Raw genomic sequence first — 11,944 nt, 5'->3', positions numbered from 1 at the left:
GATGCGTACCGGACGAAGCGGCTCAAGAGTCGGGCGAGCATGATGCGTCTGCGGGAGTGTCGGGCCCGAACGGTGCTGGGCATGGCGTGATGTGGAGCCGTTCAGCGGCGATGGAAGGTGAGGCGTCCGGTGACGGTCTGGTTGTTAGTGGGGTTGACAGGTTCGGGGAAGACAACGTTCGCGCACCGGTTGGAGGCCCGTGGGGTTGTCCGGCTCAGCGTGGATGAACTGGTATTCGCCAAGCATGGCCGCTATGGGGTCGACTACCACGAATCGGAGTATCCCGAGAAGGAAGCCCCGGTCGTCGTGGCGGTCTACCGGCGGCTGGTGGAGCTGGTGGCTGCCGGCCTGGACGTAGTGCTGGACGCAGGCTTGTGGCGTCGTACGGACCGGGATGAGGTCAAGAAGCTGGTCGAGGCGGCGGGCGGCGCCTGGCGACTGATCTACTTCGACGTGGGCCGGGATGAGCTGTTGCGGCGGCTGGCGGAACGCAACCGGCGGGGAGACGCCAACGCGTTGCGGGTGACCCCGGAGGCTTTGCAGGACTTCATCGCCCGGTTCGAGCCCCCGTCCGGTGAGGGCGAAGAGCGCTTCGACGGCGCGCGATGATCGCTACGGCAGATGGTCGGCGTCGGTGCGGGAGAGCACAAGGTCGCTGGGATCCTTGAGGCCACTGTTAGGGCCGGTGGAGCCGAACGGGCGGCCTGGGCCGCTGGAGGACGCCGGGGTAGCCGCGGGCCCGGTAGTCGTTGGCCAGCAGGTAGGGGTGGAAGCCACGGGCGAGCAGGGGTTGCAGGACGCCATCGACGCTGTGGCCCTGCTTGCGCAGAAGTCGTGGGCTGACCTCGATGGCCAGTTCGGCGGCGGGGTGGAGCCGGTGCAGGTGCGAGGCCAGGCCGGTGATGGCCGCGGCTTCGCCGCCCTCGACGTCCATCTTGATGATGCGGGCATCCGTGAGCTCGTGGCCGGTGAGCAGGGCGGGAAGCGGCCGGGCGTCGGTCTCGAATGAGGAGTGGGCAGGGACGCTGGGGGCGACCATGGTGGTGTTGCCGAGGTTGGCGGGGTCGGCAGAACGGCAACCGGCCCATGACCGCGCCGACCGGCTAACCCATCCTCCGGGTTGTGGTTGTCTGGGACGGCGCGAGCGGACCTTTCTGAACGGAGGTCCGGTGAGGGCGTTGCGAATCGTCGCCACCACGCAGCCGGCAGCCAGCGCAGACGTCCGCCGCAACGGCCGGATCCGGGAGGGCTAGCCTCGTTCCCCCGGTCATTGCGGGTCGTTGTTGCGCCGAGCGCCGTCGGCGTCGCGGATCGCCTTGCGCAAGTCGCCGGCGAGGGCCTGCGACGGTAGCTGGTTGATCGCCGTTGCGAACACGGCGAGGTCCTGGTTGGTGACCGGGTGGACGACCGGTTCAGCGGCGAGCACCGCGCCTTCATCGAGGACGGCGACGGCCATTTCGGGCAGTGCGGTCACGTACCAGCGCACCGAAGGGGCTGCCGGTTCCGTCGTGTCGGCGTCGTCCAACACCTGGACCGTGGGGTGGCTCAGCACCATCGCCGCGAGCAGCCAGTCGGCGTTGAAGGGACCTGATCCGTTCGCCCGCAGGACCACGACGTGCGGTGTACCCGGGTTGGCCGAGAGCCCGTCGAGGTACGCCTGCCAGGCGGCCTCGGCCGCCGCGATTGCCGCCAAGACCCGCGGCCCCCGCCCACCGGCAACCAACCGAATCCGCATCTGGGCATCTAAGCCACCCCAGCCGAAGTGAGCACCTTCAAGCCACCGGGTGAACGTGTCGGTCCAGGGCTCTACCGTCTCCTGAGCGACGGAGTGCAACCGGTGGTAGGTCCAGCTTTCCTGGCCGTGTCCCAGTAATGCGTCACGCAGTGGCTCCAGGACGTCCATCGCGAAGGCGGCACCGGCTTGCCCAACGTCCGCAGGTTCGTCGGCGAACAGGGTCGCCGCGACAACTCCCATGTAGTCATGGTGCCTGTTCGTGGCGTCCGGGTCGAAGGCGCGGACTGTTGATGACGCTGCCCGCCAGCCGACCTCACGGAACTGTTTCCACCACGGTCCACCGTCGCGGTGATGATATTGGCTGTCGATCAGCAGCGCCGCGCAGACGCGATAAAGCTGATGGCGGCCCGTCGCAGCGACCGACTGCCGCCAATCGCGGTTGCTGAACACCGCGCACAGGCGGTCCGCGGCATCCTCCAGTGCCTTTCGGGTCTGCTTGTGCAGCAGCACCAGCGCACCGCTGGTCACCTGCGGTCCGTGGAAGCGTTCCCGGTGAGGGGCGATCCCGGGCGCCACCGTGGCAGCAAGGCGGGCGAGGGTCGGCCAGTCCCACTTCCCCTCGTCGTCACGAGGCCACCCGTACCCGTCACCAACAGCTGCGCCCAGCGCCTGCAGCACCGCGTTCGCCCGCGAGCGGTCGGCGGCCACGACATACGTCTCGGCGTGATGGCGCTCAAGGTCGGCGTCGGGAAACTCGACTCGGCAATGAAGCTCGTCTGGCCAGTCGAGCGTGCCAAGAGTATCCGCGGATCCCAACGGGTGGTACTGCGCCGTCGGCGTCGACCTGGTCAGCGCTGCACAGTTGCGGGAGCCGTGCAACAGGGTGCCGGTGCGGGACTTCCATATCGTCGCCTCGGCTCCGGACAACGGGCCTGCGGGTAAGTCCTCCCACGCAAGCTCTGCCAGGCTTACCACCGGCACGCCCTTGCCGGCGGCCGACGCGGTCTGGCATCGGTGCGTGGCGGTACAGCACGGTCGCCAAGAGCTCGCCCGCCGGCGGAGGGGCCCGATGACGGTCGACCTGTCGCGCATCGATCGCCAATGCCTATCGGGACGAGGACGACGTGCTGTCTCAGCGGCAACGCGTTCACCGCCGCCGCACCGCCGCCCGCGGCGGACGCATCCAAGCAAGGTCTTCTAGCCAGGAGCCGACCGTCTGATCGAGCACGCGTGTGTCCCTTCGTCGCGTCGGGTGACCGCCGAGTTGGCCGAGCCGACCAACCACAGCATATGGTCGGTTCCGGCCCTCCCTGCGGCGGGTGATGGCGTACCCGCACGCCGAATGCGGGTCCAACGGGCACCTGCGATCACCCACCCGATCTTGGTAATGCGGGCGTTCGTCAACTCGTGGCCGGTGAGCAGATCGGGCAGCGGCTGGCGTCGGTCTCGAGCGGTGGGGCCGATCAGTGCAAGCTAGGGCCCGGGACGGCGCAACCTCACCGCGCCAAGGCAGGCGGCGGACGTCCGTTTACTGGTCGCTGGTGTCCTCAAGGGCGCGGGCGTGTCGGGCCCGTATCTGGTCACCAACCAAGTCGACGATGCCGAACTCGAGGGCGATTCCTACGGCCACGCGCATGACGTCGGACAGTTCGACGGCGAGGTTCCGCGGGTCGAACTCGCCGTGCTTTTGCCGTTTGATGCCGGTGCCCGCCCAGATGTTGATCTGCTCAGCGACCTCACCGGTCTCCTCAGCCAGGTGGACGACTCGTTCGAAGGCCCCGTGTCTTTTCGGGTATCTGATGGTGATCATCTGGGAGGTAGAGACGAGGAGCGCGAACAGCCCGTCGATGTCCGCGTGGTTCTCACCGGATCCGGAGGTGGTATCGCTGGTCGATGCCGGGATGGTCACGACCTGTCTCCCTCAGTTCTGCGGCTGGCGGCCCGTGGGCTGGTCGGCGGTGCAATTGGCCCGTAGGTGGTCGAGACGGGCGGTGCCGGGAATGACCAGCATCACCGGGGACCGGTCCAGCAGCGTGCGCACGATCTCGGCCGAGCCGCCGGTGTCGCTGTCGGGGTCGGGCAGGTCAGCGCCGGCGTCGAACGGCTTGTAGGCGACGTAGGCGAGGCCGTGCTGTTCGCAGTACGGCAGGACCGGGTCGGTGGTGGTCAGCCGATGCTGGTTTTGCACGGCGGCGATGTCGGTGATCGTGCGGGCCTGTTCGACGTGGGCGAGGGTGACCTTCGACAGGCCGATGTGGCGGATCTTGCCGGCATGGCGTAGGTCGGCGAGGACTCCCAGCTGGTCGGCGAGCGGGACCTGCGGGTCGATGCGATGCAGGTAGTAGAGGTCGAGGCAGTCGGCACCGAGGCGGCGCAGACTCAGCTCAGCGCACTGTTTCAGGTACTCGGGCCGCCCGCATGGGCGCCAGAGGTTGGGGCCGGGCCGGGTCAGCCCGCCTTTGGTCGCGATGACGAGTTCGTCAGGGTACGGGTGCAGCGCTTGGCGGATCAGTGTCTCGACGGTGTGCGGGCCGTACGCGTCGGCGGTGTCGAGGTGGTTGATGCCGAGTTCGTGGACGGCCGTGCGCAGCACCGCGATGGCGTTGTCCGGGTCGGCGGGCAGGTCCCAGTGGCCGGGTCCGGTGAGCTGCATCGTGCCGTAGCCGAGCCGGCGGACGGTGAGGTCGCCGCTGATCTGGAAGGTTGGATTGGCCGTGGCTAGCGGTGTGGCTGTCATGCCCGAATGCCTTTCATGCCGGGCCGTCGAGCGCTGCGGGCCTAGTCGAACAAGGTCCCCTGCGGCTCCGGGCCGGGTTGCGGATTCGCCGGTGGTGTCGTGGCCGCCGGTGCGGTGGGGATGCCGGCGACGTCGAGCAGTTGCGCGAGGGTCGGATCGCTGGTGAAGTGCCGGCGGATCAGCGTGGGCAGTAGCAGCGCCGCGCCGGTGGTGTCCCACAGCGCGCGGTGCGGGCGGCTGTCCGGCGCTGCGGCGGTGACCGCGCCGGACAGTTGATGGTGGCTGAGTAGGTCGGTGAGGCCGAGCTTGCCGGTCAGGTGGACAGCTTTCGCGAGGCGGTGCGTGTCGATCAGGCCGGTGATGGTGAGGTCGGGTAGGTGCCGGTGCAGCAGTCGCCAGTCCACGCCGATGTTGTGCCCGACCAGGTAGGTTCCGGCCAGTCGGGCGAGAAGGTCGCCCCGGATCTTGGCGAGGGTCGGCTGGCCTTGCAGTGCCAGACCTGACAGGCCGGGTGAGATCCACGGTTTCGCGGGGATGGCCCGGCCCGGGTCGAGGCAGCTGCTGTAAGCGGTAGCCATGTCGGGCTCGCCGTCGACGAGGCGGATCGCGGCGATCTCCAGGATCTGCTCGTCGCCGCGTTCGTGGGCGCCGCTTCCCTCGAGGTCGAGCGCGACCAGGTTCGCCGCATGCCAGGGCTGGTTCGCAGGGGTCACCGACTGCACCGTACCGGCTCTGTCAGTCGTCTTCGGTGCGGGCCGCGAGAGCGAACTGCTGCCTCACCCGATCGAAGTCGGCAGTCTGCTCGGGGTTGAGTGCGTGACCGGTCAGGGACCGGCCGTGCGCGCCGAGCACGTGCGGGGTTTCGATGTCCCAGATCTGGTAGTTGAGGTCGTGCTGGATCGCGTAGCGGCGCTGCTCGCCCAGCCCGGTCGTCCAGACATGGCCGTCGTCGACCGTCCACGGGGTGTCGAAACCGAAATGGTCAAGCACCCTGCGCATGTCGTTGTCGGAGGGTTGCCGCAACGCGGCGGCGCATCGCTGCTGCTGCTCGAGCGGGCAGATGTCGCAGAGGTCTCGAACGCCCCAGTGACCGTTGTAGTCGAAAGTGCCGTGGGCGAAGGCGACGCCGCACGAGGTCTTCCGGAACAGCGGTGTGGTGCTGCCGGAGTTGCGCCAGGCGGCGACGACCCGGGCGTCGAGGTCAGCGGCCATCGTCTTGCGGCGGTGGTACTCGTCCTCGGTGTACGGGACGGTGACGTCGAGCCCTTCCAGGAATTCGGCGTTCTCCTGCTTGTGGTAGAGGCCGGTGAACACCAGGGCGTCGACGTCACGGCCGACGTCGAGGACGTGCGCCATCGTCTCCGGGCTGTCGTTCCAGCCGGGGGTGATCGGCCGCCAGTACAGGATCACCCCGGTCCGTTTCCGGTTCGCCGCAGCGGTCCGGATGGATGTGACGGTCATGGTGCTCTTGGAGATCGGTTCTATCCGGTCGTCGGTGATCCCCGAGTAGGTGAACAGCAGGGTCACCCGCAGGTGCCTCAGGCTCTCCAGGAAGGCCATGTCGTCGGCGGTGACTTTGAACCGGGTGATGACCAGCATGTGGTTCGTGAAGCCGCGCTCGTCGAGAGCGGCGAGGACCTGGAACAGGTGCGGCTTGACGCCGGGCAGGAACGGATCGGTGGCCTTGTTGAAGATCTGCAACGGGGTGGTGTGCGGCTGGAACATCGGGTGGCTGATCAACTGCTCGATCGCCTGTTCAGTCGCGACGAGCAGTTGCGGGACCTTCATGTCGAAGTTGCCCCAGAAGTGCCGCACGCAGTAGCCACAGTTGAGGGTGCAGCCGACGATGTGGTTGAGCGACAGGCCGCTCTTGCGGTTGCCGATGATCTGCGCGATGTACGGGTCGAGCTTTGCCTGCTCATCGGGCGGCATGAGGCGCAGCGTGCGGGGGCCGGGGGCGAATCCGAGGGCTGTGGGGACGGCGATCATCGGTGCTCTCCGTTCGCGGGGGCGAGGACGCGCAAGAGGTGCCGGTTGTCGGACCCGTACCAGGTGTCGAAGTCGGCGGAGACGGCGTCGGTGGTGTCCGAGCTGTGGATGAGGTTGTCGATCAGCCGGCTGTCCGCGGTCGCCTCGGCGAGGCTGTCGGCGGCGTACCGGCCGCGGATGGTGTCGGGGCCGGCGGCGGCCGGGTCGGTCGGTCCGAGTAGTGCCCGCAGCCGGGCCGCCGCGTCCGGGCCGTAGCCGAGCGCGACCGCCGCCTGGTGGCCGAGGTAGATGCGGCGCAGTTCGGCGGCGACGTCGCGGCCGAGTTCGGCCGAGCGGGGCAGCATGTCGGCGTAGTGGGTGAAGATCTGTGCCTCGGTCGGGAAGACCTTGGTGACGTGCAGGACCGACAGGTGGTGCTCGACCATCGCCAGGACCGGGCTGAGCAGGTTCCGGGCCAAGCAGTCGGGTTTGAGGAGAATGACCGTCCAGAACCGCCAGTCGATGTCTCGCGGACTGCCGGTCATGACGGCTGGGCCGCTGGTTCACCGGCGGTGATCCGGCCGGGCCAGCGCTGAGCGAGCAGCCACCGGTGGGCGGCCGTCAACGCGCTCGCGGTGTCGTCGTTGACGCGGTGGCCGGCCTGGATCTGATGGTAGGCGTCGAAGAGCAGGAGAACCTGACGCCAGTAGTCGGGCAGTGGCAGGCCGGCGGCGGCCTCGGCGGTCAGTTCGCCGGTCCCGGTGCGCAGCGCGGTCTCCCACGCCATCAGCAGCTCCAGCTCGGCGGTGTTGAGCCCGGGTATCGCCGGGCTGGGGAACTGCGGCGCGGGTGTGGTGTCGGCTTCGGTGAGGATCGCGGTGACCTTGTCCCGGTCGAGGACGTTGATGTGCATCGACCCGACGTGGTGGGTGTAGCTGCCCAGCTCGACGCCCAGCTTTCGGGCGGCGAGTTCCTGGATCATGGTGAAGGAGAACGTGTCGCACAGCAGGCCGATGACCGCGTCGTTGCCGCGCATGTATCCGGTCGCGTGCAGCCGGCCGCCGCGGAGCATGAACTGCAGCCCGAGAGTGCAGGCGACATCCGGATTGTCCGGGCCGATCGGCTCGTGCGGGCGCATGATGACCATCGCGGCGCGTTTGCTGTCCGGATCCTGGCGCAGCACCCGGATGCACCGGTCGAACTGGGACAGGCCGTCATCGCCGTCGAGGCCGAACAAGCGGGGCCCGTACGCCGTGCCGGTGAGGATCGTCCCGTCGGCTGACAGCTTCGCCAGTCGCGGCGCGTAGTAGCTGATCATCGCGACGTCATCGCGGCCGGACACGTACCACAGCAGCTCGGCATAGTTGAACACGATGTTGGTCTTGCGGGCGGCCAGGAACGGGGTCCGACGGGTCGGGTCGGTGAGCCGGAAGCTGATGTTCGGCACCTCGATGCCGTCCTTGCCGCGCCCGCATGTCTCGTAGTCAGGATCGTCGAGAATGCGGCGCAGCACCCCGACGTACGCGTCGGTGAACGAGTCGAACTCGGTAGGGGTGAGCATCAGCGACTCCGGGAGGGGACGGGCCGGTCGACGCCGGCGAGATCGTGCAAGGCGGCGATCAGTACGGCTGCCTGCCGCGACGCGCGGTAGGGGTTAAGCAGGTCCAGGCACGCGCGGATCAGGGCGGCGTGCTCGTCGGTGCCAGCGATACCGGCGATCCAGCGGATGCGGTCGACGACCTCGTCCGCGGCGCGGACGCGCAGCTCGGGTGGGGTGAACGCGTCAGCGCCGGTCACGTCGGCCGGGGTCAGCGGCAGGCAGCCGCAGGTGACTGATTCGAACAGCCGCGAGCCGAATGCGCCGACCGTGCGGTACCGCTCGGGCATCAGCAGCACGGTGGTCAGCGCCTGCGAGTGCAGGGTGGCGACGTCGGCGAACCCGACCCGGCCGGTGAACTGCACGTGTGGCCACGCGCTCGTGTTCGTCCATTTCCCAGCGACTCGGTGGGTCACCTGTGCGGCGGCGGGCGCGAACCAGCGGCCGAACGCGTCGTCGCGGTCATACTGGTTGCCGACGTACACCAGGGGCAAAGGCCGAGGCAGGCGGGCGAGCTGGTCCGGGTCGGCGGTGTCGAGCAGGTGATCAGGGATCGGACAGGTCACGGTGATCGCGCCGGGGCCGGGGTGCACGGCGTAGTCAGCGACGCGCACGTTCGGGCAGGTCCGCAGCAGATCACCGGCCGGCAGTTGCCGGTCCTGATCCCAGATGATCGTCGGGAGTCGGCGCCCGTAGGTGTAGTGGTCGAGCAACTGCTGCTGACGGTGCAGGTCGCACGTATGCCCTGGCAACCCGCACGCGGTGGTGTTACGTCCGGGCAGCGGCCACCGCCACTCGTAGATGATCGCGTCGAGCTCGGGCAGTCCATCGTCGAACCGGTAAATGCCGGGCAGGTCGGCGCCAGCCTCGATCAAGTCACGGTTGGCCTGGACGAACACAACCCGGTGACCGGCCTTCTGGAACGCGTCGATGACAGAACCCCGGTAGCTGCGGCCTCCGTCCGGGGTGTCCAGCACGCCGTCGGTGAGAAAGCCCCAGAAGCTGTACCCGATTCGCATCCGCGGGGCTGTGGATGTGACGAGGTTGGGCGACGCCGATTCCGCTTCGCGACAGGTGCTTGTCGACTGATCCTCAAGGTTCATCTGTCTCCTCGTCTGGGATGAGCAGCACAGTCGCAGTCCAGCCGGAGCCGAGGTACTACCCGCTGCAGGGATCACCCCAGACAACCCCGGTCGAAACGCCGCGATCGCCGCTGAGCCTGGCTTTCCCCCGCACTACGGCTTGCGGCCAACGGCGCCGTACTGATCGATCTCGTGGACCTTGGCGGCCGGCCGCCAATTGGTCACTGAGACCAGTCCGGGCTCGACGAATTCCAAACCGTCGAAGAACTGGGCGAGGCGCGCCTCGCTGCGCAGGTGGTACTGCGGGACAGCGGACATGTTCCAGATCCGGGCTGCCTCGACGACCTCGTCCGTCTTGTCGGTGCCGTCACACATGGCCAGGTAGCTGCCGGACGGCATCCCGTCCATGACGGTCTTGACGATGAGCTGTGCGTCGGAATCGTCCTTGACGTGCCCGAGGACGCCCATGAACAGCACGGCGACTGGCTCGGTGAAGTCCAGCGTGCCCCTCGCCTCACTCAGGACCCGTTTGGTGTCGCGCATGTCGGCGTCGATGTACGCCGTCATTCCCTCAGGCCGACTGGTGAGCAGGGCACGGGCGTGCGAGAGGACGAGCGGGTCGTTGTCGACGTAGACGATGCGGCTGTCCGGAGCTGCCTCCTGAGCCACCTCGTGGGTGTTGTCGGCGGTGGGAAGACCGGTACCGATGTCAAGGAACTGGCGCACCCCCGCCTCGGTAGCGAGGTAACGCACCACACGGGTGAGGAAGGCGCGGCTGAGTCGTGCGTTCTCGGCGAGTGCAGGCTGACCAACGAGAATCTGCTCGCCAACCGCCCGGTCAGCGGCGAAGTTGTCCTTACCGCCGAGCAGGTAGTTCCAGATCCGCGCGGTGTGCGGAACGCCGGTGTCCAGCTTGGCGACTTCCAGCTCATTGTTTGTCACATGCATGCCCTTCAATTCAGGCGGGCCAAGGCCTTACAGCGGTGCAAGCGCAGACCGCCGTCGCCTTGACGAGGCTCCATGCCTGCAATCCAAACCTCCGGCCATCGTTGTCGGACAGCACTGGCATCGAGTTCCGACAAACTGCTGACACGGCGCGCTCGATCACTTGACGTTCTCGACGGCGCCGAGGGCATGGAATCCGGACGAGTCCGCGACCGTGCCACCACCGCCATGCGACCGTTCCGGCCGTTTCGTGCCCAACCGGACATCGCTGCCGGCCTGGCCGGAAGTCCTGCGAACCTTTTCCTGTTGCACGGCGAGGGCTGGGACCGCTGGGCTCCACCTCCGAGGCCGGGCTTGGCGCGATTGTCACTGGTGGTCCAACCGGGTTGCCCTCAGCGCACGTTGGCATTGGTTCCTGCCGGATCACCAGGTCACGGCGGGGGGCGTCTACCAGCGCCGCTGTTTGGCGGTCACCGCGGACGTCTTTCGTCGAGGGCAGGCGAGGCGGGACGACGTGGCCGGCCGGGGTGGACAGCTGCCGCGAGCTCCGGTATGACCAGGTGAATGGCCGCCTGGCGAAACGCACGCAGACACAACTCCGATAGCGCGTCGCCAGCAGTCGGGCGGCTGCGCGAGCGGATACGGCGCGCTGTTCAGCATGAGAACGCTGATCCGATGCTGACCGATGCCGTACTGGCTGACGTATCCGACGTCCTCGATCAGACTTTGCGCGCTGCGGTCACCGGGCCCGGCGCTCTGGATGCGCGCGTCATCAACGACGTCGCGTTGGTGCACAGAATCCGGGCGATGGGCCTGGGCCATCCGGTCGAGGAGCTGCACGCCTGCGGCGCACTGCAGGTGCTCGGCTATGTGATCGATCCCAGCGCCGCCGCACCCCAGACCCGCCAGGAGATCGCCGACGCGATAGGTCGCGGGGCGGCCACCGACTTCGGCACGGCGCTGTTGCCTGCGATGCAGGGTCATGCCTCGGCTGTCCGAGCCGCGTGGCGGCGTGCCCCGAGCCGAGGGCTTGCGGACACGTTCGTGCACGCCTTCCGCCGCCTGGTCGACCTGGCCGGCCCCGACGTGCCGAACTTCCCGACGCGGCTGCTCGACCTCGCCGCCGCACTGGACGCGCGCTACGGGTTTGACGAGCCCCAGGGCGTGCTTGAGGATCTGAATACCGCGATCGGCCTGGCCCAACAGGCGATCTCCGTAGCACCGGACGACCGCGATGTCGTCAGGCGGGCGCATCTGCTGCTGGGCCCGATGCTTGTGACTCGGGACGAGGTCAATCCGGGATTCGAGGACATCACGGCGGCGCTCGGCTCCTACCGCACGGTTGTGGAGCTGACCGACACCGACGACCTGCAGTACGAAGCCCGCCTGCTCAACCTCCGGCGGGCGCAGCAGCTCGCCGACAACCCCTGAGACGGGCTCGGCGCGCTGCCGAGCACCGCCCTGCCAGCCCGGTTAAGGTGACCGGAGCCACCGGCGACCAAGGGGACGATTCGATGCGCCGACGCACTGTGCTGGCCACCGTACCGGCAGGCATACTCGCCCAGCTCAACCACTCGCTCGCCGTGCCGACCGACCCCACGACGGCCGTCCAGCACATCGGTGCTGCAGAGCAATACCGGCGAGCCCGCGAACTGTTCGACGCTGGGCAACTGGTCCAGCTCCTCGACGCGATGCCCGACCTGCTTGCCACCGCCAACGCCGCCTCGCCCAGCCCGGCCGCGTATGTCCAGCTCACCGCCTGCTACACCCTCGCCAGCGAGACCCTTAACAAGGCCGGCGCGCACAAGGGAAGTCGGCTGGCCGCCGACCGCGCCGTCATCTTCGCTGATCTGGCCGAGTCGCCACTGTCGAAAACTGTG

General features: G+C 68.1%; 13 protein-coding genes. 3 read left to right on the top strand and 10 right to left on the bottom strand.

Going from position 1 to position 11,944, the window contains the following annotated elements; genetic code table 11:
- Positions 1–129 precede the first annotated feature (129 nt).
- On the top strand, positions 130–609 hold the full coding sequence (locus DMB66_RS57730; protein WP_199753264.1) for an ATP-binding protein: 480 nt from the start codon (positions 130–132) through the stop codon (positions 607–609).
- A 67-nt stretch (positions 610–676) separates the two neighbouring features.
- On the opposite strand, the gene DMB66_RS57725 is transcribed toward DMB66_RS57730, so the two are convergent.
- The 10 genes from DMB66_RS57725 to DMB66_RS57675 form a co-directional block, all read right to left on the bottom strand.
- On the bottom strand, positions 677–1,039 hold the full coding sequence (locus DMB66_RS57725; RefSeq protein ID WP_125812444.1) for an FkbM family methyltransferase: 363 nt from the start codon (positions 1,037–1,039) through the stop codon (positions 677–679).
- Positions 1,040–1,267: 228 nt separating this feature from the next.
- On the bottom strand, positions 1,268–2,662 hold the full coding sequence (locus DMB66_RS57720; RefSeq protein ID WP_125812443.1) for a hypothetical protein: 1,395 nt from the start codon (positions 2,660–2,662) through the stop codon (positions 1,268–1,270).
- Positions 2,663–3,263: 601 nt separating this feature from the next.
- Positions 3,264–3,644, bottom strand: coding sequence for a hypothetical protein (locus DMB66_RS57715; protein ID WP_125812442.1), 381 nt, complete (start codon positions 3,642–3,644; stop codon positions 3,264–3,266).
- A 12-nt stretch (positions 3,645–3,656) separates the two neighbouring features.
- Complete coding sequence (locus DMB66_RS57710) at positions 3,657–4,472, bottom strand: aldo/keto reductase (protein WP_125812441.1); 816 nt, start codon at positions 4,470–4,472, stop codon at positions 3,657–3,659.
- Between the two features lie 41 nt (positions 4,473–4,513).
- Positions 4,514–5,185 (bottom strand): 3'-5' exonuclease, encoded by a 672-nt coding sequence (locus DMB66_RS63295; RefSeq protein ID WP_233625581.1) that lies wholly within the window; start codon positions 5,183–5,185, stop codon positions 4,514–4,516.
- 22 nt (positions 5,186–5,207) lie between these two features.
- Positions 5,208–6,461, bottom strand: coding sequence for a hypothetical protein (locus tag DMB66_RS57695; protein ID WP_125812440.1), 1,254 nt, complete (start codon positions 6,459–6,461; stop codon positions 5,208–5,210).
- Positions 6,458–6,985, bottom strand: coding sequence for a nucleoside-diphosphate kinase (locus tag DMB66_RS57690; protein ID WP_125812439.1), 528 nt, complete (start codon positions 6,983–6,985; stop codon positions 6,458–6,460). The genes DMB66_RS57695 and DMB66_RS57690 overlap by 4 nt, the downstream gene beginning before the upstream one ends.
- A complete protein-coding gene (locus DMB66_RS57685; RefSeq protein WP_233625580.1) occupies positions 6,982–8,001 on the bottom strand; it encodes a thymidylate synthase in 1,020 nt (339 codons plus the stop codon). Before DMB66_RS57685 ends, DMB66_RS57690 begins: the two co-directional genes overlap by 4 nt.
- The gene (locus tag DMB66_RS57680) at positions 8,001–9,056 is read right to left on the bottom strand and encodes a hypothetical protein (RefSeq protein ID WP_125812437.1); all 1,056 of its coding nucleotides are present in this window, start codon (positions 9,054–9,056) and stop codon (positions 8,001–8,003) included. Before DMB66_RS57680 ends, DMB66_RS57685 begins: the two co-directional genes overlap by 1 nt.
- A 216-nt stretch (positions 9,057–9,272) precedes the next feature.
- The gene (locus DMB66_RS57675) at positions 9,273–10,067 is read right to left on the bottom strand and encodes an SAM-dependent methyltransferase (RefSeq protein ID WP_125812436.1); all 795 of its coding nucleotides are present in this window, start codon (positions 10,065–10,067) and stop codon (positions 9,273–9,275) included.
- A 672-nt stretch (positions 10,068–10,739) separates the two neighbouring features.
- Between DMB66_RS57675 and DMB66_RS57670 the strand changes: the two genes are divergently transcribed.
- Both DMB66_RS57670 and DMB66_RS57665 read left to right on the top strand, forming a co-directional pair.
- Positions 10,740–11,495 carry a hypothetical protein gene (locus DMB66_RS57670; RefSeq protein WP_125812435.1) on the top strand — a complete coding sequence of 252 codons (756 nt, stop codon included), beginning with the start codon at positions 10,740–10,742 and terminating at the stop codon, positions 11,493–11,495.
- A gap of 83 nt (positions 11,496–11,578) precedes the next feature.
- The coding region (locus DMB66_RS57665; protein ID WP_199753263.1) for a hypothetical protein at positions 11,579–11,944 on the top strand (366 nt) is incomplete at its 3' end.

This window comes from Actinoplanes sp. ATCC 53533, assembly GCF_003947245.1.
This window is presented reverse-complemented; position numbering and strand designations above follow the sequence as displayed.